The 25579-nt window shown below is 30.7% G+C and carries 26 protein-coding genes and 1 tRNA gene; 18 read left to right on the forward strand and 9 right to left on the reverse strand.

The features are described 5' to 3' along the window. Positions 1–269: 269 nt before the first annotated feature. Positions 270–2570 carry an inorganic phosphate transporter gene (locus tag ACQ0RB_RS07740; RefSeq protein WP_430497614.1) on the forward strand — a complete coding sequence of 767 codons (2301 nt, stop codon included), beginning with the start codon at positions 270–272 and terminating at the stop codon, positions 2568–2570. A gap of 4 nt (positions 2571–2574) precedes the next feature. Here ACQ0RB_RS07740 and ACQ0RB_RS07745 read toward each other — a convergent pair whose 3' ends face one another. After that, complete coding sequence (locus ACQ0RB_RS07745) at positions 2575–3099, reverse strand: RDD family protein (RefSeq protein WP_430497616.1); 525 nt, start codon at positions 3097–3099, stop codon at positions 2575–2577. Positions 3100–3564: 465 nt separating this feature from the next. Between ACQ0RB_RS07745 and ACQ0RB_RS07750 the strand changes: the two genes are divergently transcribed. Then, complete coding sequence (locus tag ACQ0RB_RS07750; RefSeq protein ID WP_131508762.1) at positions 3565–4299, forward strand: LytR/AlgR family response regulator transcription factor; 735 nt, start codon at positions 3565–3567, stop codon at positions 4297–4299. 1 nt (position 4300) lies between these two features. Beyond that, positions 4301–6289, forward strand: a complete 1989-nt coding sequence (locus ACQ0RB_RS07755) for a tetratricopeptide repeat-containing sensor histidine kinase (RefSeq protein ID WP_430497618.1) — start codon at positions 4301–4303, stop codon at positions 6287–6289. Between the two features lie 2 nt (positions 6290–6291). On the opposite strand, the gene ACQ0RB_RS07760 is transcribed toward ACQ0RB_RS07755, so the two are convergent. Continuing rightward, on the reverse strand, positions 6292–6861 hold the full coding sequence (locus tag ACQ0RB_RS07760) for a DUF3109 family protein (RefSeq protein ID WP_131508842.1): 570 nt from the start codon (positions 6859–6861) through the stop codon (positions 6292–6294). 115 nt (positions 6862–6976) lie between these two features. Here ACQ0RB_RS07760 and ACQ0RB_RS07765 point away from each other — a divergent pair, with 115 nt between their 5' ends. Genes ACQ0RB_RS07765 through ACQ0RB_RS07775 form a run of 3 tightly spaced genes read left to right on the forward strand, consistent with a single transcriptional unit; the run spans position 6977 to position 8382 of the window. Then, a complete protein-coding gene (locus ACQ0RB_RS07765) occupies positions 6977–7564 on the forward strand; it encodes a MarC family protein (RefSeq protein WP_129760890.1) in 588 nt (195 codons plus the stop codon). 12 nt (positions 7565–7576) lie between these two features. Further along, entirely contained in the window at positions 7577–7780 is a 204-nt protein-coding gene (locus tag ACQ0RB_RS07770) for a hypothetical protein (RefSeq protein WP_430497621.1), read from the forward strand. Further along, positions 7780–8382 carry an NAD(P)/FAD-dependent oxidoreductase gene (locus ACQ0RB_RS07775; RefSeq protein ID WP_262733295.1) on the forward strand — a complete coding sequence of 201 codons (603 nt, stop codon included), beginning with the start codon at positions 7780–7782 and terminating at the stop codon, positions 8380–8382. Before ACQ0RB_RS07770 ends, ACQ0RB_RS07775 begins: the two co-directional genes overlap by 1 nt. Here the strand turns inward: ACQ0RB_RS07775 and ACQ0RB_RS07780 are convergent. The 3 genes from ACQ0RB_RS07780 to ACQ0RB_RS07790 form a co-directional block, all read right to left on the reverse strand. Next, the gene (locus tag ACQ0RB_RS07780; protein ID WP_430497623.1) at positions 8379–9977 is read right to left on the reverse strand and encodes a S41 family peptidase; all 1599 of its coding nucleotides are present in this window, start codon (positions 9975–9977) and stop codon (positions 8379–8381) included. The genes ACQ0RB_RS07775 and ACQ0RB_RS07780 overlap by 4 nt on opposite strands. Beyond that, positions 9977–10408, reverse strand: coding sequence for a deoxycytidylate deaminase (locus tag ACQ0RB_RS07785; protein WP_129760886.1), 432 nt, complete (start codon positions 10406–10408; stop codon positions 9977–9979). Before ACQ0RB_RS07785 ends, ACQ0RB_RS07780 begins: the two co-directional genes overlap by 1 nt. 110 nt (positions 10409–10518) lie before the next feature. Next, positions 10519–11109 (reverse strand): HupE/UreJ family protein, encoded by a 591-nt coding sequence (locus ACQ0RB_RS07790; RefSeq protein WP_129760885.1) that lies wholly within the window; start codon positions 11107–11109, stop codon positions 10519–10521. Positions 11110–11230: 121 nt separating this feature from the next. On the opposite strand from ACQ0RB_RS07790, the gene ACQ0RB_RS07795 reads away from it, so the two are divergent. The 7 genes from ACQ0RB_RS07795 (at position 11231) to ACQ0RB_RS07825 (ending at position 18134) form a co-directional block, all read left to right on the forward strand. After that, on the forward strand, positions 11231–12493 hold the full coding sequence (locus ACQ0RB_RS07795; protein WP_430497626.1) for a Y-family DNA polymerase: 1263 nt from the start codon (positions 11231–11233) through the stop codon (positions 12491–12493). After that, complete coding sequence (locus ACQ0RB_RS07800; RefSeq protein WP_131508755.1) at positions 12484–12933, forward strand: LexA family protein; 450 nt, start codon at positions 12484–12486, stop codon at positions 12931–12933. Before ACQ0RB_RS07795 ends, ACQ0RB_RS07800 begins: the two co-directional genes overlap by 10 nt. Positions 12934–13136: 203 nt before the next feature. Next, positions 13137–14396, forward strand: coding sequence for a tyrosine-type recombinase/integrase (locus ACQ0RB_RS07805; RefSeq protein WP_430497627.1), 1260 nt, complete (start codon positions 13137–13139; stop codon positions 14394–14396). After that, the gene (locus tag ACQ0RB_RS07810) at positions 14393–15214 is read left to right on the forward strand and encodes a hypothetical protein (protein WP_430497629.1); all 822 of its coding nucleotides are present in this window, start codon (positions 14393–14395) and stop codon (positions 15212–15214) included. Before ACQ0RB_RS07805 ends, ACQ0RB_RS07810 begins: the two co-directional genes overlap by 4 nt. Before the next feature lie 83 nt (positions 15215–15297). After that, on the forward strand, positions 15298–15570 hold the full coding sequence (locus ACQ0RB_RS07815) for a helix-turn-helix transcriptional regulator (protein WP_430497631.1): 273 nt from the start codon (positions 15298–15300) through the stop codon (positions 15568–15570). Between the two features lie 12 nt (positions 15571–15582). Beyond that, positions 15583–16968 carry a DUF3987 domain-containing protein gene (locus ACQ0RB_RS07820; protein WP_430497633.1) on the forward strand — a complete coding sequence of 462 codons (1386 nt, stop codon included), beginning with the start codon at positions 15583–15585 and terminating at the stop codon, positions 16966–16968. A gap of 212 nt (positions 16969–17180) precedes the next feature. Next, on the forward strand, positions 17181–18134 hold the full coding sequence (locus ACQ0RB_RS07825; protein WP_430497634.1) for a DUF6371 domain-containing protein: 954 nt from the start codon (positions 17181–17183) through the stop codon (positions 18132–18134). 527 nt (positions 18135–18661) lie between these two features. Here the strand turns inward: ACQ0RB_RS07825 and ACQ0RB_RS07830 are convergent. Beyond that, positions 18662–18904, reverse strand: coding sequence for a hypothetical protein (locus tag ACQ0RB_RS07830; RefSeq protein WP_430497636.1), 243 nt, complete (start codon positions 18902–18904; stop codon positions 18662–18664). A gap of 514 nt (positions 18905–19418) precedes the next feature. Continuing rightward, positions 19419–19580: a hypothetical protein gene (locus ACQ0RB_RS07835; protein ID WP_430497638.1), complete on the reverse strand. Its 162-nt coding sequence runs from the start codon at positions 19578–19580 to the stop codon at positions 19419–19421. 180 nt (positions 19581–19760) lie between these two features. On the opposite strand from ACQ0RB_RS07835, the gene ACQ0RB_RS07840 reads away from it, so the two are divergent. Beyond that, positions 19761–19991, forward strand: coding sequence for a hypothetical protein (locus tag ACQ0RB_RS07840; RefSeq protein ID WP_430497640.1), 231 nt, complete (start codon positions 19761–19763; stop codon positions 19989–19991). 311 nt (positions 19992–20302) lie between these two features. Further along, positions 20303–21115, forward strand: coding sequence for a hypothetical protein (locus ACQ0RB_RS07845; protein WP_430497642.1), 813 nt, complete (start codon positions 20303–20305; stop codon positions 21113–21115). A 371-nt stretch (positions 21116–21486) separates the two neighbouring features. On the opposite strand, the gene ACQ0RB_RS07850 is transcribed toward ACQ0RB_RS07845, so the two are convergent. Together ACQ0RB_RS07850 and ACQ0RB_RS07855 are read right to left on the reverse strand one after the other, a co-directional pair. Further along, positions 21487–22449, reverse strand: coding sequence for a hypothetical protein (locus ACQ0RB_RS07850; protein WP_430497644.1), 963 nt, complete (start codon positions 22447–22449; stop codon positions 21487–21489). Between the two features lie 514 nt (positions 22450–22963). Continuing rightward, positions 22964–23045: transfer RNA gene (locus tag ACQ0RB_RS07855), tRNA-Leu, on the reverse strand. Between the two features lie 145 nt (positions 23046–23190). Between ACQ0RB_RS07855 and ACQ0RB_RS07860 the strand changes: the two genes are divergently transcribed. The 3 genes from ACQ0RB_RS07860 to pth all read left to right on the forward strand — a co-directional run bounded on the left by ACQ0RB_RS07860 (position 23191) and on the right by pth (position 25568). Further along, positions 23191–24132 (forward strand): ribose-phosphate pyrophosphokinase, encoded by a 942-nt coding sequence (locus ACQ0RB_RS07860; protein WP_129760882.1) that lies wholly within the window; start codon positions 23191–23193, stop codon positions 24130–24132. A gap of 90 nt (positions 24133–24222) precedes the next feature. Beyond that, entirely contained in the window at positions 24223–24858 is a 636-nt protein-coding gene (locus tag ACQ0RB_RS07865; RefSeq protein WP_262733301.1) for a 50S ribosomal protein L25/general stress protein Ctc, read from the forward strand. A gap of 77 nt (positions 24859–24935) precedes the next feature. Next, positions 24936–25568, forward strand: coding sequence for an aminoacyl-tRNA hydrolase (gene pth / locus ACQ0RB_RS07870; protein WP_131508746.1), 633 nt, complete (start codon positions 24936–24938; stop codon positions 25566–25568). Positions 25569–25579 lie beyond the last annotated feature (11 nt).

The following is a 25579-nucleotide window of genomic DNA, read 5'->3' on the forward strand; positions in this document are numbered from 1 at the left end:
ACAAATATAAAGATATATTTACAATTTTAAAACATTTTGATAACACTTACATAACATTAAATTAACATTGAAATTATAAAACACTGATTTGCAATTATTTAATTTTTTAAAAAATTAAAAATTTTACATTGGAATTTCACATTTCATAATGAAAACAATAGCTAACCTACTTCTATAATATATGTTAGTTAAAAAGAACATAACATTTTGGTAACATTTCGTTCAATTTAAAACAAGAAATTTGCTAATTAAATTTTGACTCTTTCTTAATGGAAAATATTTATATCTACATGTTGGTCGCTTTAGCTTTTTTAGCAATAGCTGACCTTGTAGTTGGTGTTAGTAATGATGCTGTTAACTTTTTAAACTCTGCTATAGGTTCTAAAGCAATTACGTTTAAAACTATAATGATAGTCGCTAGTCTTGGTGTTGCTCTTGGAGCGTTATCATCTAGCGGAATGATGGAAGTTGCAAGAAAGGGTATCTTTAATCCTGGGCAATTTATGTTTGATGAAATCATGGTCATTTTTATGGCTGTAATGATAACAGATATTCTTTTGCTAGATTTCTTTAATACACTTGGATTACCTACTTCAACTACTGTATCTATTGTATTTGAATTATTAGGAGCTTCGGTTTGTGTGGCTTTACTTAAAATAAATGCTGATGACACTCAAAGCATTCTAGATCTTGGGACATATATCAATAACGAGAAAGCTATTGAAATTATATTGGGTATTTTGCTCTCAGTAGTTATAGCATTTAGTGTTGGTGCACTAATTCAGTTCATATCAAGAATTTTATTGTCGTTTAAATTCGAATCTAAACCAAGTTGGTATGGAGCTGTATTTAGTGGGTTTGCAGTAACTTCAATACTTTATTTCATAATAATAAAAGGTTTAAAAAGTGCAACATTTATGAGTGGTAACTTTTTAGACTTAGTACAAGAAAACACTCTTGCTTTTTTAGGCATCAACCTTATTGCTTGGTCTTTAATATCAATGGTTGTTATCTCTGCATTTAAAACCAATATTTACAAAATGATTATCATCATAGGAACTTTTGCGTTAGCTATGGCTTTTGCAGGAAACGACCTTGTAAACTTTATTGGTGTTCCTATTGCTGCTTTTGACTCTTTCAATAAATGGTCTGCTAGTGGTATTTTGCCTACTGAATTTAGCATGGGCTCTTTAGCTGAAAAGGTTAAAACTGAACCTTACCTTTTACTTATTGCAGGATTAATAATGGTGCTTACCTTATGGTTTTCTAGTAAAGCAAAGGCTGTTGTAAAAACATCAGTAGATTTATCTCGTCAAGATGATGTAAAAGAGCGTTTTGAACCAAACTTTTTATCGCGTAGTATCGTTAGAGGAAGTATTGCTATGTCAAGTAGCTTCAATAGTCTTCTTTCTGCTTCTGCTAAAGAAAAAATTGAAAAACAGTTTGTTAAACCTGTACTTTCTTATACCTCATCTAAAGAAGATGCACCAGCTTTTGACCTTGTAAGAGCATCAGTAAACCTTATGGTTGCTAGTGTACTTATTTCTATAGCAACATCAATGAAATTACCTTTATCAACCACTTATGTAACATTTATGGTTGCAATGGGTACATCATTAGCTGATAGAGCTTGGGGAAGTGAAAGTGCTGTTTACAGAGTTGCTGGAGTTTTAAATGTTATTGGTGGCTGGTTCTTAACTGCTTTATGCGCATTTACTGCTGCTGCTATTATGGCTGTAATATTATTTTACGGAAAAGGTTATGCGCTATCTGCATTATTAACTATTGCCATAATTCTTCTTGTAAAAAACTATTTAAACCACAGAAAAAAATCTTTATCAATTAAAGAAACTGATAGTTTAAATAAAGCTGAAAGTAGCTCGCTACAAGGCGTTATCGTTGAAAGTGCTGGTAACATTTCAAACGTTATTAAAAGAGGAAATAAAATATATTCTGGTGCAATTAATGGATTAGCTACTCAAAACCTAAACGCACTTAAAAAGAATAAAAAGAATATTGAAAAACTATCTTCTGAGATTGAAGATTTAAGAGATAACATCTTCTATTTTATTAAAAATCTTGAAGACCCAAGTGTTAATGCGAGTAATTTTTACATCAATATTTTAAGTTACTTGCAAGATATGGCGCAATCTTTAGAATACATTTCTAAGGTAAGCCACAAACACATTAACAACAATCACAAAAAGCTTAAGTTTAGTCAAATAAAGGAACTTAAAGAGGTTGATGACCTAATTCAACGTTTATTTGATGATACAAAAACTTCATTTGACTCCGAAACTTTTGAAGAAATTGGCAAAGTGCTTAACAATAAAAAAGTGATTTTTGATACGCTTACCCAAAAAATTCAAAAGCAAGTGGAGCGTACTCGAACTGAAGAATCGAGTCCTAAAAACACGACACTTTATTTCAGCATTCTATTAGAAACTAAAGATTTGCTTACAGCTACTATGAATTTACTAGAAGAGTATTATCAGGCTTATGACGATACCGTTGTACCTGCAACTATACCTGTAGACAAAAACAAATCTAAATCGTCTGAAGAAGAATAGTAGTTTACTCGATTAGAGTATTACCAATAGCTTCAAGGTTAATTTCGGTTTGCTTTTTAGATTCAAATTTATCAATGTCAACAACATAAGTTTTTGAGATAGAATCGTGCCATCCTTTACCATTTGTTCCTAAAAAGGATAACATATCAAAAGGAATTAATCTACACAGGCTTCTTATAAAAGCATCTTTTAACGTTATAGGTTCAGCGTCAATTTTAATGACTTTTGTTCTTGTTACATATTTACCTAATGTTCTTTCGGTATACCCTTCCATTAAGGTGTAATAGATAAGTAATAGTAAATAAGTAAAAACGTAGTCCATTACTGTAGACATTCCATTAAACCAATCACTCAATGCATAATTTCCTGTAAACTCCCCTAAATAGTAAAACCCATAAGACAGTCCATATATAACTGCGTATTGTGGCACTAAATCTATAAGATGGTTAACAAAACGCTTGCCTTTGCTTGCTAGTAAATCTTCAGTAATTTCCACAGGTATGATTTGTTTTTGTTGAGCTATGTGCATATTGCGATTTAACCAAAAGTAATACGAGAAAACTTACAAAACAAAAAAGAGAGCCTAGACAAGCTCTCTTTTTCCCCAATAATTAACTAAACTAACTAAAACTTTTTATTTAAATTAAAAGGATAGTCACCTTAAACCCTGTGGAAAATATAAAAGTCAGGAATAAACCTGACTTTTATTTGTTGATTAATAGCATTTAATCAGATAAGTGAATCCCCACGATCACTTTATATTATGGTTAGGTTTCTATAAAAATTTGTTACACCAAATATCTATAAATTAAATTGGTTTGTAAATTAGGTTTGTATAAATGGTTATGAAAATTGTATAGTTGGTAAGTAGGAATTTGATTTATTTTGTCAAAAACGCATTATTTAACGTTAATATTTAACATATTACACAAAAACTCTGTCAAACCACACATATATTTAAAGTTGCAGATAATATATTGTTATATTTGATATTATGATAAAAGCTGTAATAGTTGACGATGAGCCAAAAGCTATTCAAAGTTTATCTTGGGAATTAACTAATTTTAGTAATGAGATAGAAATAACAAAAACATTCTCTGACCCTGAAGTTGCCCTAGAATACTTAGAATACAATACTCCTGATTGTCTGTTTTTAGACATTCAAATGCCAGCAATGGATGGATTTCAATTTTTAGACAAGTTACAACACAAGGATTTTGCTGTTGTAATCACTACAGCATATAATGAATATGCCATTAAAGCTTTAAAACACGAAGCTATAGATTATCTTTTAAAACCTATAGACTCTGATGATCTTCAAGACACAATAAAAAAAATCAAAAAGTTTAATTCCAGACTTTTAAATTCATCAAAAATCGAAAAGGCTCTCATAAACTTTAATGCTAAATTTGACCAAAAAAAGATTACCATTAATACCGATGGAAAACTCATATTCGTTACTCTTGATGATATTTTATTTGTTGAATCTGATGGAAATTATAGCACTATATTTTTAGCCGATGGACAAAAAATTGTAGCTACAAAAAAATTAAAAGAAGTCAACGAAATTTTACCAGAACATTACTTTTTTAGAATACACAACTCTTTTATTATTAACCTTAATAAGATAAAAGAGTTTATAAAAAATGAAGGCTATGTTGTTATGCAATCTAACCACAAAATACCTGTAGCCAGACAACGTAAATCTGATTTTTTAGAAAAATTATAGCATGCACAATTTATTGGCAAATACAACTTACAGTAAAAAAGCTCTAGTCATTTTCTTGTTACTATGCGTTAATTGCATAGGTATTTTAAGTATAAGCGCTCAAAACAATAAAAATACAGACTTTAAAGTCTTACTTGAAAATGTTTTAGACACAAAACCTAACTCTTACACTGTTTTAGACTCTATATTTTATAGAACCAAGTACGACAGCATTATTATGAAAGAGCTAGTCTCTAAGTCTAAAAAACTTGAATATCTTGAAGGTGAAAGCTATGGACTAAATGCACTAGGAACTATATACCGAAATGTCTCGCTATATGATAAAGCAATAGAAACTCATTTAAAATCAAAAGAAATTGCTGTAGAAGCAAAAAATCAAGAACTAGAAGTTATTAATCTAAACATGCTAGGTGTTGTGTATCGTAGGATGGACTTAGTAAAACCCGCTTTAGATTATCATAAAAAAGCATTGGATATTGCTAATTCGTTCAAAAACCCATCAGAGGAAATGAAACACAGTATAGCTGTTTCTCAAAATAGTATGGGTAATATCTACTTAGCATTAAAACAATACGACTTGGCAATTGCACAGTTTAGTAAATCTCTAGTTTTTGAAACCGAAGCTAATAATAAGTTAGGACTAGCCATAAACTATCAAAACATTGGATATGCTAAAGAAGCCAAGGGCAACTTAGAAGACGCTTTAAAAGATTACCAAACTTCATTACAGTATAACAACGAAATAGACTCCGAAATAGGACGCGTAATTTGCTTTAATAGTATAGGGAAAATCTACATCAAACAAGGTAAATATAACGATGCTAAAACCATACTTGAAGATGCTCTAGAAAAAGCACTTCAGGTTGGAGACCAATTTTATATTGCTTCGTCTTACACCAACTTAGGTTGGGCTCAAATAGAGTTAAATTTAGATGCTGAAGCTGAAGACAACTTAAAAAAAGCATTAAAAGTTGGAGAAACTTACGGATTAAAATCTGCAGTAGTTGAAGCCAATGAACATTTATCTGATTTATACACCAAAAAAGGAGACTATAAAACTGCTATGCAGCATTACAAAACCTCTATAGAGCTTGAAGAAACCATCTCAAACGAAAGAAACCTACAGTATGTTAATGATATTATTGTTCAGTATGAAAACGAAATAAAAAACAATCAAATTCGTGCGCTTGCTAGCGAAAATGAAATGGTAAAATCCAAGCTTGAGAAAAACAAAAAAATATTTTGGTACACACTAGTAGGCCTAATACTTGTTGCTGGAGTTATAATTACACTTAACAGACAACGACAACTAGAGCAAGAAAAACAAATTTTAACCTTAGAGCAAGATATGTTAAGGAGTCAAATGAACCCTCATTTTATCTTTAATTCTCTAAACTCAATAAAGCTCTATATTATAAACAACGAAAAAGAAAACGCTGTTTATTACCTAAACAAATTCTCAAAGCTTATTAGAAAAATACTCATTGCTTCAACCGAAAAGGAAATTTCTTTAGAAGACGAGTTGGACACTATGAGGCTTTACATGAATATTGAAAACATTCGTTTTTCTAACGAAATCAATTTTAAAATTCATATTGACGACACGATAAATACCGCAAGTGTAAAAGTACCTTCAATGATTTTTCAACCTTTTTTAGAAAATGCACTTTGGCATGGGTTATCTACCAAAAAGGACAATAAAAAAATTGACCTTCATGTTACAAAATCTTCTAATGATTATGTTACTGTTACTATTTCTGATAATGGAATAGGTAGAAAAGAATCTGAAAAAATTAATAAGAGTAAACTATTAAAACGAAAATCAGTAGGTATTGCTATAACAAAAGCACGATTATCAAACTTTTCAAAAGGATATACCAGTCAGTACAAATTAAAGATAGATGATCTTTATGACAACCAACAAAAACCTGTTGGTACAAAAGTAATTATTGATATCCCTATACAAACTCAAGCTTTAAGAACTGCTTAAAACTATCGGTCTTGTTTTTGAGCTACTTTTTCGAGCTCCATATACCAATCTTCTCCAAACTTTCGTATTAGTGCTTCCTTTACGAATTTATATATAGGAACCTGAAGTTCTTTTCCCAACGTACACGCATCATCACAAATGTGCCATCTATTATAATTAACTGCTGAAAACTCGCTGTAGTCCTTAACTCTAATAGGATATAAATGACAAGATACTGGTTTTTTCCAGTTGACTTCTCCTTGGTTGTAAGCTTCTTCAATAGCACAAAGTGCAGTTCCTTTTTTATCAAAAATAACATAAGCACAATCAGCGCCATCAATTAAAGGCGTTTCAAACTCACCATCTTCTGTGGTAATAAAAGTACCTTGTTCTTCTATTGACGCAATCCCTTCTTTTCTTAAAAAAGGCTTTACTTTAGGATAAATATCTTCTAGAATTTTTGTCTCATCTTCCTCCAATGGAGCTCCTGCATCACCATCAATACAACACGCACCTTTGCATGCCGAAAGGTTACAAACAAAGTCATTTTCTATAATATCTTCTGAAACTATGGTTTTTCCTAACTGAAACATGCAGCAAATATAGGTTATATTCAGCATAAAAAAAGCAAATAAACTTTACTGTTATTTAATAGCATATTTCATTTATAATTACCGAAATTTGCAAAAAATTTAAAACCCTATTCTGATGCAATTCGATGTTAAAGAAATATTTACGGCTTTTATGGTATTATTTGCTGTAATAGATATTATTGGTAATATTCCTATCATTATCGACTTACGTAAAAAAGTAGGTCATATTCAAAGTGAAAAGGCTTCAATAATTGCTGGTATTATAATGATTATGTTTTTGTTTTTAGGAAAAACAATTCTGTCATTAATTGGTGTTGGTGTTAACTCATTTGCAGTAGCTGGTGCCTTTATTTTATTCTTTATTGCCTTAGAAATGATTTTGGGTATCACTTTATACAAAGAAGATGAAAACACTGCTATGACAGCTTCGGTGTTCCCTTTGGCTTTCCCATTAATTGCAGGACCAGGAAGTTTAACCACACTGCTTTCTTTGCGTGCTGAATATAGAATTGAAAATATTATAATTGCTGTAGTACTAAATGTAATTATTATATTTATAGTATTAAAAACCTCTTCTAAAATTGAGCGTTTAATTGGCCAAAACGGAATTAATATTATCCGTAAGGTGTTTGGTGTTGTATTATTAGCAATCGCTGTAAAACTGTTTGCTCACAACATTAAAGCGCTGTTTGAAGTTGTTTAAAACTTATATTAAATGAAAATTTTCACCATAATAGTAACTGTTATTGCTAGTGCATTAATAATTTTTAATATCACTCAAGTAGATGTTAATGCTCCTTTTGAAGGACAAAGTGTTATTGCTCTTATCACTATTTTAACCTCACTTTGCGCAATTGTTTTGTTACAAATATTGAGAACCTCAAAATTAATTGAGAAAAAAACTAAAGAGAATAAATAATGTTTGACACTTTAATTATTGGAGGTGGAGCAGCAGGTATGTCTTGCGCATTAGTGTTAGGTTCTGCTAAATTAAAGCCCTACGCTGAAGACAAAAAAATAGGTATTATTGTGCATCAAAAAGCGTCTCATTTACAAAACGCTTTATTTTATAATGTACTTGGTTTAGCCGAAGGCACTACAGGAGAAGCTATTCTAGAAAATGGTAAAATGCATTTAGCATCTCGTTATCCTCATGTTGAACAGATAGACAACGAAAAAGTTTTAGAGATTTCTAAAACTGACAACTATTTTACTGTTACTACCAATAAAAGTAGTTATCAATCTAAAACTGTGGTTGTAGCTGTTGGCTACACCAATCTTTTATCTATTAAAGGATTGGAAAACTATGTAGAACCTCACCCAAGAGCTGCTATAGAAAAAGACCGTATTTGGCTTAAAAACGATGATCATTTAATAGAAGAAGGTTTATATGTTGCTGGCACATTAGCTGGTTGGAGAAGTCAATTCGCTATTGCATCAGGTAGTGGTGCACAAGTAGCGACTGATATTCTTACGTTATGGAATAATGGTAAGCAAAGCCATGTGCATGATAAGGTTTAGAAGTTTTCATCTTCACTAAGCTTAATCACTTCTAAAATCATTTCATCCTTTTCATTTATAATTTGCTCACTGGCATTTCCACCATATAACTGGTCTGCTAAGTCTGCTTTTATAAGTTGCTTCATTGCATCATGATACGCTACAAATGTGATTTTAGTACGCTCTTTTAGGTTTAGATAATCCTGAAACTTTATAACAATGTCATCGCTTACTTCAAAATTGGTTATAAAATCGTCTTTAGTTACGTTTTCATAAACACTTCGATCTCTATCTAATTCTTCAAATACAAAATTACTTATGTAACCTCTACGTCTTATGTAGTTTAAGGTTTCGTTTTGAATACTAGTATCTAGTGGCACAAAAATATCAGGAATAATACCTCCTCCACCATATACCACTTTTCCGTTAGGTGTTGTAAATTTTAAAGAATCGGCAACCTTTATATTTTCTTGTTCACTCAACTCTCCACTACTTAAACGCTTGTAATAATCGTTATAGTAATCGTCACTATTACCATTATGATATGGTCGTTGTATAGAACGTCCTGTAGGTGTGTAATACCTTGAAACCGTTAAGCGCACAGCACTACCATCTCCTAAAGCCATTTCGCGTTGTACCAGTCCTTTTCCATAAGAACGACGACCAACAATGGTTCCTTTGTCATTATCTTGTAAAGCGCCTGCAACTATCTCGCTTGCTGATGCTGAGTTTTCATTAATAAGAATATAAACTTCACCTTCTTCAAAATCGCCTCTTCGCGTAGCGTAGCTTTTCTCAATTTTTCCTGATTTGTTTTTAGTAAATAAAATCAGTTTATCGTCTTCTAAAAACTCATCTATAATTTGTTCAGCAACTCCAAGAAAACCTCCTGGATTATCTCTTAAATCTAATGCCAATTGGGTTGCACCTTGATTTTGTAGTTTATCTAATGCTTTTTTAAATTCTTTATAGGTAGACTCTGCAAAACGATTGATTTTTATATAACCCAATTTGTTGGTAAGCATATAAGCAGCATCAACACTTTTAATAGGAATATCGGTTCGTTTTACAGTAAAATCTAGAAGTTCGTCCTCTCCTTTTCTTAAAACTTTTAAATGAACTTTGGTGTTTTTCTCGCCTTTAAGTTTTTCAATAATAGCTTCATTACTCCATTCTCTTCCAAAAATAGAATCGCCATCAGCCATAATAATTCGGTCACCACCTTTTATTCCTGCTTTCTCACTCGGACCTCCTTCGGTTGGTCTTATTACTGTAACAGTATCTTTATAAGTATAAAAACTTACACCTATACCAATAAAATCACCTTTCATGTTTTCGGTAACACGTTGTAATTCGCTTTTTGGAATATAAGTAGAATGTGGATCGAGATTGTCTAAAATCCCATTTACAGTTACATCAACAATACTATCAGTATTTACCTCGTCAACATACTCATAATCAATATAGTCTATTAACCTATTGAGTTTATCTTTTTTACTATTTGATGTAAATAATCTATCTGAAGTATCTGTAAAGTTTAATTTACCTCCAATAAAAACACCTGCTGCAACAGCAACACCTATAATAAGTGGTATGTATTTTTTTTGAAATGACATTATGCTTTTACATCTTCTATTAATTGTAATTCAATTCCTGCTTTTTCTAAAAACTTTAAACCTGAATCATCTTTATATGCAGCACTATACACTACTCTAACAATACCTGCTTGATGAATAAGTTTACTACACTCTTTGCATGGTGACAACGTAATGTAAAGTGTTGCTCCTTTGCAAGACTGTGTTGATGCTGCTACTTTTAAAATAGCATTGGCTTCGGCATGTAATACATACCATTTTGTGTAGCCTTCATCATCCTCACAGTAATTTTCAAAACCAGTTGGTGTACCATTATAACCATCAGAAATTATCATTCTGTCCTTTACTATTAAAGCGCCTACTTGTTTACGCTTGCAATGTGACAGTTTTCCCCATTCTTTTGCTATTCTAAGATAAGCTTTATCGTATCTTAATTGTTTTTCTTTTGGCATTAATTAATTTGAATTGTGCGTTTAAAATCAAACATTTAACGAATATAAGTGCTTCGCAGTTTAATTTATAATAATTATGCGTTAAAATTTTATCAAAAAAAATATAATTTCTACGAAAATATATTACTTCGAATAAGCATTGGTATAAGTAACCCAACAACTATAGCAGAAACAACCATAACCCAGTCGCGTTTAGAAAACCTAAAAATGGTTTGACATAAGAATCCTAAAAACACAACAATAAAAGCAACTATAATTTGCCCTACTTCTATACCTAACGAAATCTCTAATGCCGAAAGTAATTTATTATCTGATGCTTTTATAAGAGACTCAAAAGTGCCTACATAACCTAAGCCATGTATTAAACCAAAAAATAGCGTTGACAAAAATAGTATACCGACCTTTTCGTTATGCGCTTTTTTACCTGCTGTAAATACATTATAAAGTGCTACAACAAGTATTATAAGTGGTATTAAAAAACCAACCAAACTACTGTTAACGCTAATTACATTGTAAGTAGCCAACAGCAAAGAAACGGTATGCCCTAAAGTAAAAACTGTTATTAAAAGTAATATACGTTTCCAGTCCTTAAACAAATAAGGCACTGCTAACACAATTAAAAAAACAATGTGTTCGTAGGCATTTACGTTTAGGATATGGTAAATTCCATGTTGTAAGTTGGACAAAAAATCGTCAAGCATCGTTTATTGTATTTGGGTTAATTCAAAGTTACAATTAATAACGTATCTGCAAAACAAATTTTAACATAACTGACCCACAAAAAATTATAATTATAAAGCCATTTGCATTAATTTTATACGCATGTTTGCACTTGTAGATTGTAATAATTTTTATGCCTCTTGCGAACGCGTATTCCAACCTCAATTAAATCATAAGCCTGTTGCAATATTATCAAACAATGATGGCTGTGTAATATCGCGTAGTGATGAAGCCAAAGCGTTGGGTTTACCCATGGGAGCTCCTGCGTTTAAATATGATGCGTTTTTTAAGGCAAACAATATTCATGTGTTTTCTTCAAACTATCCATTGTATGGCGACATGAGTAGTCGTGTTATGAAGATATTAGAACAATTTACTCCAGATGTAGAAGTGTATAGTATAGACGAAGCCTTTTTACAATTTAAAGGGTTTAAAAACTATGACTTTAATTCCTACGGAAATGACATTAGGCTACGCATATTAAAATGGACAGGAATTCCTACCTGTGTTGGTATTGCACCTACAAAAGCACTTTCTAAAGTAGCCAATAAAATAGCACGAAAATTTCCTAAGCAAACCAAAGGCGTTTATGTTATTGACTCTGAAGAAAAACGCATTAAAGCCTTAAAATGGCTAAAGATTGAAGATGTTTGGGGAATTGGTTACAGGCTACAAAAACGATTAAAAGCAAAGCAATGTCATACCGCTTTTGATTTCACTCAACTTTCAGATGAATGGGTTAAATCTAATTTTTCAATTACTGAATGGCGATTAAAAAAAGATTTAGAAGGCATCTCTAAAATACCTTTAGAATACAGAGAACCTAAACGCTCTATTGCTACAACCCGAAGTTTTGAATACACCTATTCAGACCTAGAAAACATAAAAGAGCGTATTTCTACATTTGCTACTAGTTGTGCTGAAAAACTCCGAAAACAAAAATCGCGTTGTCATGCAATAGTAGTATTACTGAGTAGCGACAGACATAAAAAAGAACTACCACAACATAAAGCGAGCAAAATGGTTGCTTTACCCTACCCAACCGATTCCTCGTTAACTATTAGCCAATGTGCTGTAAAAGCAGTTTCTGAAATTTATAAATCTGGAATTAAGTACAAGCGCGCTGGCGTTATTGTTACTGGCTTGGTACCAACTGACAATCATCAACTAGATTTATTTATTCATGAAAATCCAAAACATTCTTCATTAATGCACTCTATTGATGTATTAAACCAAAAATATGAAACCTACAAAATAAAAATAGGTAATCAAGATTTAAAACGCACCTGGAAAATGCGTCAAGAACGATTATCTCCAAGATACACCACAAATATTAACGAAATACTTACTGTAAAATGTCATTAAAATTCTTAACACCAAAAAACGCATTAGAATTCTACTCTCCTGATGATTCTCACGATTTAGAAGTTGTGCTTGCGCAAACAGGTATTTCTGCTGGATTTCCATCACCTGCTGATGATTTTAAAGAATTTAAAATAAGTTTAGACAAGACTTTAGTTAAAAACAAAGAAGCTACATTTTATGCTAGAGTAAGTGGTCAATCCATGATTGGTGCAGGATTGGATGATGGCGATTTACTGGTTGTAGACAAAAGTTTAGAACCGCAACACAATAAAATTGCAGTATGTTTTATTGATGGCGAATTTACTGTAAAACGTTTGAGAGTGACTAAAGAAGGTGTTTACCTTCAACCAGAAAACCCTGCTTATGAGCCATTATTAGTAACCAATGATAACGATTTTCAAATTTGGGGAATTGTAACTCATGTTATAAAAAAGTTGTAAAAAAAAACTCCAAGTTAATATAAACTTGAAGCTTTTAGTACTCAAGGTGGGAATCGAAAATTTAAATTCAAACAAACCCATATACATTTAAAAACACTGTAAGTCAACATAATATTATCAAAATCATATAAACACATATATATAAATTGAATTAAATTGCAGTTTTTTTGACTAAATAATGACTAAATAATATATTTGTATCAATGGCAGCCACAAAGTATTATTTACAAAGCAAAAAGAGTTCAGCTCCAATTTATCTCAGATTTTCTGACAGCACAAAATTCAATGTGAAACGAAAAACTGGATTAGTTATCAACCCTAATAATTGGAGCAAGAAAACAAATTACCCAATAACAAAAGATAAATCCACAAAAGAGATCAAGTCTAAATTGTTAAAGCTTGAAAGTTATATTTTGGATGAATATAATGAGGATAATTCTTCGGGAAAAATAATTGACGGATTATGGGTTGAAACTAAAATAAGGCAATTCTTCAACAGAACTGACTTCAAAAATCCTTTTGAAACAGTTTTTGGAATTATAGATTACATTCTAGAAAATGCGCATACAAGGAAAAATGGCAAAGGCTCTATTGGACTTTCTCAAAACAGAATTAAAGGCTATAAAAACCTTAAGGTTGTTTTAAAAAAATACAATAACGAAAAAGATATATCAATAAAGTCAATCGATAGAGACTATATAAACAGGTTTAGCAATTGGTTACTAAACAATGAAAACTACAAAATTAGTACCGCTAACAAGAAAATAAGCGATCTAAAAGGAATTTGCTTTGAAGCTGAAGGACATGGTATTTTAATAAACCCTCAATTAAGACACATAAAAGCTCTAAGGGAAGAAAAAGAAGATGTTGTCATTTTAAACAGAAAAGAATTAGTGCAAATTCGTGATTCTGAGATAAAAAATAAAAGCTTATTAAACGTGAAAAAATGGTTGTTATTTGGTTGTGAAATTGGACAAAGACTTGATGATTTGTTAGGAATCACTGAAAAGAACTTTTACACATCAATAAATAATGATTTTAGATTAATTAGGTTTTCACAACAAAAAGGAAATAAAATAATAGAAGTACCCTTAAATCCAATTGCCGAAGAAGTAATCAAAGATGGATTCCCATATAAAATTTCAAAAGTAAACTTCAACAAATATGTTAAAAAACTTTGTGAAATTTGCGGTATAGATCAAGAATTAGAACACTATAAATTAGACCCTGAAACAAACCGGAAAAAGAAAGGTGTTTACAAAAAATATGAATTAATTACTGGACATACTTGCCGACGTTCTTTTGCCTCAAATTATTATGGACAAATGCCTAACTCATTGATAATGAAAGTTACAGGTCATGTATCAGAAAAAGATTTTTTGAAATATATAGGAAAGTCAAATGAGGATTTTACTAATCTTATTTATAAAAATATGTTCAATTCTTTAAAAAAGAGTTTATGACTATTGAAGAGCTTTATTCGAATTTAGATGATTTAGGGTACAAAGCATTTGCAGAAATATCTGGCATTGGCTTGGATGATGAGGGTAATTTAAATTCTGCTCCAGAAATTTGGGAAAAATTATATAAAAACCCAAAAAAATACTTTAATAATTTATACCAAAAAGATATTGTTGGTGAAATACAAGAAAAGTACAACGAACTAGTTAAGAGAGCTACAGAGGAAGAATACTACCATTTTAAAGGCACTAACTATAATGTCTTGGTAAAATGTGTACTAAGAGATATGTCCAATTATAATGATGTTTTAACAGGGTATGAAGAGGAAGATTACATAAAAGTACAGATAAAAAACATGAAATACTTTCTTAAGAATAGTTTAATCAAAATAGAAAACATCACACCTGAATTTGAGTTAGGTTGTGATGCATATATTCTTTTTTTAAATGTAAGACAATATAATGCACTCAAAAGGAATCTAAAAAAGGCAATAAAAATTCTTAAAAACGAACTTACTAGAATTGAGAATAGTAAATTTGCGGTTACTTCTGAAAAGGTGTCATTCGACAACCAACTAAACGATATAGAAAAGTTAGCTTATTTATACGAAACTGGCTTATTATCACATCTAGTTAAAAATAATAGCATAAACACAACCGCAAGATTAATAATGAAGTTTATCAACTTTGACACCGAAAAGGTTGATACAATTGTTAGATATATTAAAATATGTTTAAACGAACCTAATCACCTACAATACCCTAAAAACACTGAAAACATTAAAGATTATTTACAAAAAATTAAATTTAAAAAGGAGTAAATCAATCTAAAAATCAATTTAGGGATTTTATCCTTCATCAATCCCTAAAACCTTTACACTCATAACAATAAAAAACAATTATTATGAGTGAAGTAAAAATCATCCAAACAACACCCTCAGAGCTCTCAACTTTAATATCTGACAGTGTAAAAAAAGAATTAGAAAATTTCAAGAAAGAACTAAGCAAAACTGATAATAGTGACAGCTTGCTAACAAGAGAAGAAACTTGTCAGTTACTTAGTATAAACCTTTCAACATTATGGTCATACACCAAGAAAGGAAAATTACCGTCAAAAAAAATAGGTAATCGTGTTTACTATCTGAAATCCGAAATATTAAAAGCGCTAAACTCTTAATCCAAAAAGAATATGGTAGAAAAGAAAAAAGGCGCTGAAAACAGCACCAATGATTTAGTCACAAATCAAGGTAAAGATAGTAAAGAATTTCCAACATTAGCAGAGATTGAAGAAAATATAAATGACATAATAGTTGATGACAAACAAAAAGCTTTGAATCAATTTGAAGCGATTCTTTTATCTCTCCCCTCAGAACTTCAAGAGTTTATAAATGAAAATTTTAAACACAAAAGAATACCTAAAGAATTTATGTTTAGCTCAATTTTGTTTGCGTATAGTAATGCAGCTGGGTTAGCGTTCAATACCCATATTCTAAACTACACAAATTATGCAAATCTATACTTCGCTATAATTTCAGATAGAGGAGATACAAAATCTGAGCCTATGAATATAGCAACAAAACCTCTAAAAGATCATGACGACAGGTTTTATAATGATTTCAGATTAGATACTCAAAAACTAAAAGAAACAGTAAACAACAACTCAGATTTAGAAGTTAGAAGGAAACAGTTACTTCTTCAAAATGCTACTATTGAATCAGCTATATATAGTCATTTTAACAACCCTTATTCGATAGGTGTCTATATGGATGAATTAATGGGATTAATTACAAAAATGGCTGACAACAACAGTACTCAGGGTAGTGAATGGAGAGTGTTTTTTTTACAAGGGAATACCAATTCCCATATAGATATTTCACGCAAAACTACTCAAAGCTTTAGGTTACCAGAATCTTACATAACACTGCTGGGTGCAATACAAACCGAGTTTACTCCTAAACTATTTTCAAACGGCAATTTAGAAAGTGGTTTGATTGACCGCATTTTGTTCACTAATAAATTGACAAAAAACACTTTACTGTCAAAAGAAAACTTAAGCCCTCTAGTCTATGAAAATTATAAGTTAGGATTAATAAGCCTTTTAGATCAAAGATTTGGACTTGAGAGAGCAGCTGAAAAACAAAGAATAGGCTATTCTATAGAAGCTGAAAAAGAACTTATGAAATATGCTCAGGAATTAATTTCAAGAAAGGAAAAATTACCAAAAATCCTTAAGGCTTATACTTCAAAAATGGAAATCAATATTCATAAAATGATTCTTTTAATTCATTTAATAAAAAACGCCAAAACAAAAACTTTTAACAATTCTATTAATAAACAAACGGTAAAATTATCAATTTTAGTAATAGAGTTTTATTATACCAATTTCAAACTAATTTTAGAGCAAAAGCCAGAAAAAATAAATGAAAATGATTTCAGGAAAGAATTAATCACCAGAGCAACAAAAAACAACGTTAATAATGCTCAAACTGTAATAAAATCAATTCTAAATATAAGCAAAGGTCAAGTTTCAAAGCTCTTTAAAAAGTATTTACCACCATACGAAACAGGAAACTAACTCATAAAACTGCCCAAAACCCACATTATAACTTGAAAAATCAGAGTTTCCTATTTACTCAAAAAGTTTCCTAAATATGTTAAAAATGAAAAAGTTGAATTTTTAAAGGAAACTCAGGTTTTTAAAAAAACGTCAATAACACCTTTAAACAAAGGGATATTCTTAAAAAGTTTCCAGTTTCATGTTTCCAAGAACCTTAAATATAATTAAAGATGAAAAGAATCAAGTTAGATTTAAAATTTTCAACCAAAAGAAACCCTAATCTAATCACACCATGCTGCCATAAAAAAAACAAAGGATCTAGTGGCAGCTTAAAGTTTGTTAACTATATAGGGTTGCCAGAACAATTTGGATTTTGTCATAGCTGCAGCAAAGCAACGCTACCACCTCCTATTTATGAGGATGAAGAAGGCAATCGCTTCACTTACAATGATACTTTAGGAAGGTACGAGCAATTATACAACTATACTCCACTTCAAAATTTAAAAAAGCTTGAAAAGAAACATGAACAGTCAAAACAAAACTTTATTGAAGAAAAAATTGCCATAGAATCAATACTAGTTAAGCCAGAGAACAACTTACTTTTATACCTGCGAAAAACGTATGGGAACGTAAAAACAGACAACGTTAAAGAAGACTATTTGATTGGTACACATAGCGATGGCGCAGCTATGTTTTGGGAGATAAATAAGAACCTCCAGGTTCAAAAATGCAAATTATCCTATTATAAAAGAAATGGAAGAAGAACAGAAAGGTTTAATCACATATACACTAATAAAGACGGTTTTTATTCTTGCCTTTTTGGTGAACATTTAATAATTGACAACCTTAAAGGAAGGCAGACCATTATTTTGGTAGAAAGTGAGAAAACTGCAATAGTGGGATCTATTTTACTACCTAGATATACCTGGTTGTCTTATGGTGGCAAAAACGGTTTTAAACGCGAAAAATACAATTGCCTAATAGGTCATAAAGTATTGATAATACCAGACATGGAAAACCAATCCGTAGAAATCATAAAAAAGAAAGTTTTGGAATTACGTAAAATGGGAGTTTTCGCTAAAATTTGGGATCTGACAAATGGTCGCTCAGACGATGAATTAAAGAAAGAAGGTGTTTACGGTAATGATTTAGAGGATATTTTTAGAAAAATAAACGTAAACTAACGCAAAAATAAAGCACGTTAGTTGCAGCACAACCTCACCTCATGAATATCATAAAAACCTAAAAACAAAATAGTTAAAAATAGAAATTGCAAAATATTGTTGTACAACAATATTTTCCTTCAGCACCTAAAAGCAACAAAACAATGTAAGTTTAGTGTAATAAAACTATTCAGAATCATTATTAAAGACTTCCCATGCCTTTCCCAGAAGGATAAGACCTATGAACCAAACCACTATACTGAATATTATATCAATCATCATTCCTACATTTTTGGTACACCTTCTTTATTTATGAAGTTAAAATAATAAATTATTCAGTCCATTTATAGAAACACATATATAATTTTAGTCTATATGGCTGGGCAGCGTGGCAGCACAACCACATAACTGTATTGTACGTTTGGAAACCTAAGAAAGATAACAGAGTTTGTTAAAGATGAAAGCTTTCCGAGTTATTGGACCTTAATAAGGAGAGAAGAATTTCCTATTGAATTTGATAATTATAAGATATTCAAAGTTAAACACTACTAATTTCTTTTAAGACCTACATAATTTGGATTGTCATATCTACAAATATGATACGCTGTTCCAAAATCTGTCGTAAAGTAGTAAAACCCTCTTAAATCAAGATGTCTTTTTAAAGTATCCTTTGACGGAGTATTTGGCTCAAGAACTTTTAATATCCTAACAAAAGTATTAAGGTTAGTATCTGCATAGACAATTTTACTGTTCTGAATAGCAACGATAACTTCTTTAACCCTTTTGTTCATATTTTTATAAAAGCATTTATTTAAATCAAAAATACATATATAAGTGCTTATATGTTAATAAAAAATAAAAAAATTAACACTAAAAGTCGCATAGTTTACGACTAAAACGTTAATTTTACGTATATTAAAAAAGCCAATGCTGTAACATTGGCTTTGATTAATGTAATCTATTGGAGTGTTTAAGTTATGGTTTATGAAGCCAATCTTAATGTAACTTTCAACTTTAGATATATTTTTAAAGTCTTTAGATTACTTTTTCGCTAAGAGAAATACTATTGTTCAATCAATTAGCGTTACTGTAAAAACTACCTCGAGGTAGTTACTTTGGTTGTAACCTTCATAGGAACTCTCTTAGTTCCGTATGGGGTTTTAACCGTTACATATACAGTTTTAGTAGTTGTGCGAGTAACACTCATTTTACTAAATTGTATTTGGTAGAGAAGTAATATTAAAACACGCTTCTCTGTCGTGTTAAATAAAAGGGTACTATTGGCGTAGTACCCTTTGTTTTTTTCTATGTCCTAATTAAATTAGGGCATTTTGCGACCTTCAGCAAAATAGTTTCAACCATATTTGAAAAATTACGGTTTTCTTCTTCTGCTAGTTTTTCAATTTTAGCAATAACACTCGGATTTAATCTAATTGTCTTTGCCTTTGTACTTTGTGTTGTAGCCATAATTAATTGTTTTTTTATTCTTAATAGCAAGATAAATTTAACCATAAAACCCTCTTAATTAGGATGATTGATGTAAATCTTTTCAACAAGTTCTTAACATTAAATAGTTTCTAAAAAAATCTATTAGCGTTCTATAGAAAAAAGAATATTATCTATTTTTAAGAGATTATAAATTAAAAAATGACCTTATACGAATTTAATTCACTCACATTAGATGAAAAGCATGCTACTGTTTGGGATAAGGGTGTTTTCTTGGATAACTACATAACTAAAACACAAAGAATAAACTGCTACGCAATTGATAGGTTCTTTGTAGAAGTACACTATAGCGCAGAACACAATACCATTACAGAAATAACAGCCTTTAAATACGGAAAGGACTTAGATAAATATTCAAATATTAATTTCTAACTTTTGGTAAATTGTATATAACTGCTCTTTCATGTAATCTAGCGGATTTTTTATACTCCAGTTTATAATATGGTTGTACAACGTTGTAGTGCAACTATATAGCTACACCAGGCTTTAGTAACAGTAAAACACCACTTTTTTTGCTTTTTAGTTGTGTTAAGAGGCAAAAAGTTGTAGTGCAACAACTTCTACTTCAACATTCTATCAATATTACTTGTTAGGTCATTTATTAATCAGCACAAAATAGATAACATCTATTCATTATTCATTTTTAATAGTTTTTATATATATTTGATATAAATTTATATGTTATGAAAACCCAAATTTACCCTGAAAATCCAGCAGCTTTAAGAGGCTTTTTTAGCTGGTTGAAAAAAACAATAAACAATGTTGTTTCCGCAATTGTGGAAGTCTCCCATAATCCATTATTTATTTTAGAGATCGCACACGATGCATTTGATGGAGGTGGTTTTACTTTTGGCATTGGAAACAATAATGGTTCCGCCAACTTGTTTAGGGAGTCTGGATACTTTGAACAATTGGTATCTTTAAATGAGTACGAAGAAAACATGCTTGACTTGTGGGTAGAGCACCGTTTTTTACCATTTTTTAAGCAATATTTTTTAAGATTAAAGCAATTTAACAATCAAACACCTTCTATAGGTGATTTCACTGATTACTATAATTCTGTGAATGAGTTTTTAGGATTGATCAAATGGTACAGATCATTCGTACTAATAAATGGAGAAAATGGGCTTACTATGAATGCTTTGAAAGTAAGAAACCAGTTTTTAACTTTCCAAATAAACTTACTAGAAACAGAACTAAACAATTACATCCAAGAAAAATCAATTTCGGTATCGTCAAGATTAACTTCTAAAACAATAAATACAAACGAGTACATTCAGCTGCAGTTAAACTTACCTGCTAGTTTAGTAATAGAGATGTTACAGATTACGCAAAATACTATAAGCGATCCAGGAATTAATATAATTAATGAGCCACCTACTAAACCTTCAGATAATACCTCAAATACATCAGGAATGATTTGGATGCTTGTTGGATTTGGTGCAATGTATTTATTGAGTAATGAAAAAGAAAAAGCATCTAAAAAAGAATCCTGAGATTAAAAAAGATGTACAGCAAATTATAACAATGCCCTAGTTTTAGCTAGGGCATTGTTTATTTTGTTAGAAGCGTTGGGCTATATACTTAATGAAAGCTTACTTAACAAAGATAAATATTCATATTTAAACTTTAAATGTTTTAACTCAGAAATATATTCTTCAGAACCCATTGTAAACTTTTTACTATTAATTAAGAGTTTGTTAGGTTATAAAAGTCTTTCGCCTGTAAATAAAGCATAATTTAAAATTATGCTTTAAGCTTTATTCACCCCGTCACTATGTCTCTTGGATTTTTCATATAATGTTTATTTAATTGTTGTGTGATAAAAACGACAAATATTATGCAAAAGTACGCATACTCAAGAATTTTAACTAAAAATTAATAAAAATCCTTGATTTCTAAAAATCAATCCATTATACTGAGCTTTAATTCTATTTGAAGAATTAGTATCTCTTCTGTTTTTACTCCATTTACCCAAAACTCCCATATCAATCCATTCAATTTCCATGTCTTTTGGATAGTTTAAATCTAAGAAAAAATTATTATATAAACAAACAGCTCTGTGTGATCTATATGGATTGACGGATAATGCATACCTTTTTCTTTCTTTTCTAACAATAGTATATTCTGTTTTAGATGAGTTACAATGATAACTAAAATCCACACTAATAAAACCATTTGCTTTAGTAGTTTTTAAATGGAGATTATTTTTTAATTCTACTTTCTTACCATTAATCTCTAAATCATATAACTCATAAAAAGTCCTATTATTATCGTCTTCAGGGTAAGGGATTACACCTGAGAAAGTATAATCACATCCTTTTTTATTCTCTACAACCACGATTACTTTTGTTTCCTCTTGAATTAAAACATATCCATCATTTTCTTGGTCAACTTCAATATCAGCATCTAAATTATAGTCTTTGTAATAATAATCTTGATTTATTGGTAGATAATAATCTTTAATATTTTTCAGGAGTTTTCTATTAATAGCTGAAAATTTTTGCTGACATAATGAATCAGTAACTTTTTGCCAAATATCCTCCAAGTCTGTTCTTAAAATTAAATGCTCGGTTGAATAAATAACCTTTCTTAACTCGTCTTTGAAAATATCTGTAAATTGTATCGATTTGGCAATAGCCATAAATACACCACTTGACAAAATGATTGAGCCTGCAACTTTAAAAACTTCTTTCCAGGCAGATTCTCCAGTAATTATAAAATTCGTATAACCAAAAGACAAAAATAAGAACCCAAAAAAAATAGCAACATATAAAATGTTTTTGAATAATCCTTTGGTAATAGTAATCAATAGACTTGGTATTTTCATAAAATTATAGAGTTTAATCAGAAATTAAAAAAATATATTTAAGGGGAGAAAAGCTAATATATCTTTATTTTCACACTTCAGTAATTTATTTTTGACAAAATGACACAAAAAAAGGATGAAAAGCCTCTTAACACTAATAGCTCTTCTGATGATTGACATAATATTCGGAATAATTATTTGGTTTGCAGGACTTTTACTTTTAGGAAGAGCTTGGCCAGTATTTAATGACCAAAAATAACTTACCTACAACACGAAGACAACTATAGTTTAATATTTTTGCCATTTTTATTCCACAAATTGTTTTCTGCTTTAACAATCTCCTTTTCTAACTCCTCAAGTATAACAACATAATCTTCTCTTGAATATATTCTATTCTAAAACATCTTTCCGCTTCGTTAAGAAGCTCCTTAACTTCTTTATGATTCATAATAAATTATTTGACTAATCAATGACTAAGTTGCAAATAAAAAAAACCGTAAATCATTCAATATAAATGATTTACGGTTAAATTAAGTACTCAAGGTGGGAATCGAACCCACACTTCCGAAGAAACTGGATTTTGAATCCAGCGCGTCTACCAATTCCGCCACTTGAGCAAATTTGGATTGCAAAACTATAAAATAATTCTATACCAACAATCAAAAATAGTGGGTTTTATGCTTTTTCAGTTCAAATAAATTCCTAAATTTGCACCTCATTTAACAAAGGCGATTTAATACGTTACAAAACAATATTTTACAAATGCCAAATGTAAGCACAGAAGCAAAGATTTTTGGATGTACTCAAAGTAAAGAACTTGCTGAGAAAATTGCAGCTAATTTTGGAGTGAAATTAGGTAATGTTATTACATCAACTTACAGCGATGGTGAGTTTCAGCCATCATACGAAGAATCAATAAGAGGAACCCGAATTTTCATTATTGGATCTACACATCCTGGTCCTGAAAATTTAATGGAAATGTTGTTAATGATAGATGCAGCAAAACGTGCATCTGCAAGACACATTACTGCTGTTTTACCTTACTTTGGTTGGGCAAGACAAGACAGAAAAGACAAACCTAGAGTTCCTATTGCTGCAAAATTAGTAGCAAAAATGTTAGAAGCTGCTGGTGCAACACGTATTATTACTATGGACTTGCATGCTGATCAAATCCAAGGATTCTTTGAAAAACCTGTAGATCATTTATTTGCATCTACAATATTTTTACCATATCTAAAAAGCTTAAATCTAGATAACCTAACCATTGCATCTCCTGATATGGGAGGTTCAAAAAGAGCTTATGCTTATTCTAAAGCTTTAGAAAGTGATGTAGTTATCTGTTACAAGCAACGTGCCAAGGCCAATGTTATTTCACATATGGAATTAATTGGAGACGTTACTGGTAAAAATGTTGTTCTTGTAGACGATATGGTAGATACGGCAGGAACGCTAACAAAAGCAGCTGACTTGATGATGGAAAGAGGCGCAAAAAGTGTAAGAGCTATTTGTACACACCCAATTCTATCTGGAAGTGCTTATGAAAAAATAGAAAATTCTAAGTTAGAAGAATTAATTGTTACCGATTCGATCCCTTCTAAACAAGCTTGTGAAAAAGTTAGAATTTTAAGCTGTGCTGAACTTTTTGCTGATGTAATGCAAAATGTACATTACAACAAATCAATTAGTTCAAAATTTGTAATGTAATTTTTAATAATTATATAAATAATGAAAACAAGTTGATTTTTAATCAACGAAGTTTCCATAACACAAATAAGTAATAATAAATAAACAATTATGAAATCAATTACAATCAACGGATCTCAAAGAGAAAGCGTGGGCAAAAAAGCAACAAAAGCCTTACGTAATGCTGGTCAGGTTCCTTGCGTATTATACGGAGGAGATAAACCAGTGCATTTCTCTGCAGATGAATTAGCATTCTCAAAACTGGTTTATACGCCTAACGCGCATACAGTTGTGATTGCTTTAGACAATGGTGACACTTTCGATGCTGTGTTACAAGACATCCAGTTTCACCCAGTAACAGATAAAATCTTACACATAGATTTTTACCAGTTATTCCCAGACAAACCAATTACTATGGAAATTCCTGTTCACATTATAGGAACTTCTAGAGGTGTATTAAATGGTGGTGTTCTTAGAAAGAACAATCGTAAGTTAAAAGTAAAAGCTTTACCAGCAAACTTACCAGACTTTTTAGAGGCTGATATTACACCTTTAAAGATTGGTGGTAAATTATATGTAACTGCATTAGCTAGTGATGACTTTACAATCATGCACCCAGACAACACTGTTGTTTGTCAAGTTAAACGTGCAAGAGCATCAGTTATGACTGATGATGAAGATGAAGAAGAACTAGAAGAAGGAGCTGAAGCACCAGCAGCAGAAGGAGAAGCTCCTGCTGAAGCTTAAAAAACTTAATAGTTTAAATTATAAAAAGCATTCTGATAACTCAGGATGCTTTTTTACTTTTACAGAAATTGATAAAAATGTGTAAATTTCTGTTTAACATATTTAAGAAAAAACAAACTTCCTTTAACGAAGAAGAACAAGTAATGAAGAAATTTTTAATAGTTGGATTAGGAAATATTGGTAGCGAGTATGAAAACACACGCCATAACATTGGGTTTAAGATTTTAGATTTTTTAGCGGAAAACGAGTCGCTTACTTTTGAAACTCAAAAATTAGGTGATTTATGTACTTATAAAATTAAGGGCAGACAGTTACTATTATTAAAACCTAACACCTACATGAATTTAAGCGGAAAAGCCATACTATACTGGATGACCAAGGAAAAAATTCCTCTTGAAAATTTGTTAGTTATTACTGATGATTTAAACCTTCCTTTTGGAACACTACGTCTTAAAACAAAAGGTAGTGATGGTGGTCATAACGGATTAAAGGACACTCAAAACAAATTACAAACCACCAAATACAACAGATTTAGATTTGGAATAAGCGATAGTTTTAGCAAAGGCAAGCAAGTAGATTATGTTTTAGGAGAATGGACAGAAGAAGAATCGACTCAACTAAAAGAACGCTTAGAAAAATCGGTTGAGATTATAAAATCATTTGCTACAGCAGGTGTAAACAATACTATGAATACTTTTAATGGAAAATAAAAAGAGGAGCT

This window comes from Gaetbulibacter sp. PBL-D1, assembly GCF_050509525.1.
Taxonomy (GTDB): domain Bacteria; phylum Bacteroidota; class Bacteroidia; order Flavobacteriales; family Flavobacteriaceae; genus Gaetbulibacter_B; species Gaetbulibacter_B jejuensis.

Coding starts and splice junctions, on each gene's coding strand:
- ACQ0RB_RS07835 (WP_430497638.1), bottom strand. CDS start 19,580: ATGGCTACAACACAAAGTACAAAGGCAAAGACAATTAGATTAAATCCG.
- ACQ0RB_RS07810 (WP_430497629.1), top strand. CDS start 14,393: ATGACTATTGAAGAGCTTTATTCGAATTTAGATGATTTAGGGTACAAA.
- ACQ0RB_RS07765 (WP_129760890.1), top strand. CDS start 6,977: ATGCAATTCGATGTTAAAGAAATATTTACGGCTTTTATGGTATTATTT.
- ACQ0RB_RS07795 (WP_430497626.1), top strand. CDS start 11,231: ATGTTTGCACTTGTAGATTGTAATAATTTTTATGCCTCTTGCGAACGC.
- ACQ0RB_RS07785 (WP_129760886.1), bottom strand. CDS start 10,408: ATGCCAAAAGAAAAACAATTAAGATACGATAAAGCTTATCTTAGAATA.
- ACQ0RB_RS07860 (WP_129760882.1), top strand. CDS start 23,191: ATGCCAAATGTAAGCACAGAAGCAAAGATTTTTGGATGTACTCAAAGT.
- ACQ0RB_RS07805 (WP_430497627.1), top strand. CDS start 13,137: ATGGCAGCCACAAAGTATTATTTACAAAGCAAAAAGAGTTCAGCTCCA.
- ACQ0RB_RS07750 (WP_131508762.1), top strand. CDS start 3,565: ATGATAAAAGCTGTAATAGTTGACGATGAGCCAAAAGCTATTCAAAGT.
- ACQ0RB_RS07865 (WP_262733301.1), top strand. CDS start 24,223: ATGAAATCAATTACAATCAACGGATCTCAAAGAGAAAGCGTGGGCAAA.
- ACQ0RB_RS07840 (WP_430497640.1), top strand. CDS start 19,761: ATGACCTTATACGAATTTAATTCACTCACATTAGATGAAAAGCATGCT.
- ACQ0RB_RS07820 (WP_430497633.1), top strand. CDS start 15,583: ATGGTAGAAAAGAAAAAAGGCGCTGAAAACAGCACCAATGATTTAGTC.
- ACQ0RB_RS07845 (WP_430497642.1), top strand. CDS start 20,303: ATGAAAACCCAAATTTACCCTGAAAATCCAGCAGCTTTAAGAGGCTTT.
- ACQ0RB_RS07790 (WP_129760885.1), bottom strand. CDS start 11,109: ATGCTTGACGATTTTTTGTCCAACTTACAACATGGAATTTACCATATC.
- ACQ0RB_RS07755 (WP_430497618.1), top strand. CDS start 4,301: ATGCACAATTTATTGGCAAATACAACTTACAGTAAAAAAGCTCTAGTC.
- ACQ0RB_RS07780 (WP_430497623.1), bottom strand. CDS start 9,977: ATGTCATTTCAAAAAAAATACATACCACTTATTATAGGTGTTGCTGTT.
- ACQ0RB_RS07745 (WP_430497616.1), bottom strand. CDS start 3,099: ATGCACATAGCTCAACAAAAACAAATCATACCTGTGGAAATTACTGAA.
- ACQ0RB_RS07740 (WP_430497614.1), top strand. CDS start 270: ATGGAAAATATTTATATCTACATGTTGGTCGCTTTAGCTTTTTTAGCA.
- ACQ0RB_RS07760 (WP_131508842.1), bottom strand. CDS start 6,861: ATGTTTCAGTTAGGAAAAACCATAGTTTCAGAAGATATTATAGAAAAT.
- ACQ0RB_RS07815 (WP_430497631.1), top strand. CDS start 15,298: ATGAGTGAAGTAAAAATCATCCAAACAACACCCTCAGAGCTCTCAACT.
- ACQ0RB_RS07830 (WP_430497636.1), bottom strand. CDS start 18,904: ATGAACAAAAGGGTTAAAGAAGTTATCGTTGCTATTCAGAACAGTAAA.
- ACQ0RB_RS07770 (WP_430497621.1), top strand. CDS start 7,577: ATGAAAATTTTCACCATAATAGTAACTGTTATTGCTAGTGCATTAATA.
- ACQ0RB_RS07850 (WP_430497644.1), bottom strand. CDS start 22,449: ATGAAAATACCAAGTCTATTGATTACTATTACCAAAGGATTATTCAAA.
- ACQ0RB_RS07800 (WP_131508755.1), top strand. CDS start 12,484: ATGTCATTAAAATTCTTAACACCAAAAAACGCATTAGAATTCTACTCT.
- pth (WP_131508746.1), top strand. CDS start 24,936: ATGTGTAAATTTCTGTTTAACATATTTAAGAAAAAACAAACTTCCTTT.
- ACQ0RB_RS07825 (WP_430497634.1), top strand. CDS start 17,181: ATGAAAAGAATCAAGTTAGATTTAAAATTTTCAACCAAAAGAAACCCT.
- ACQ0RB_RS07775 (WP_262733295.1), top strand. CDS start 7,780: ATGTTTGACACTTTAATTATTGGAGGTGGAGCAGCAGGTATGTCTTGC.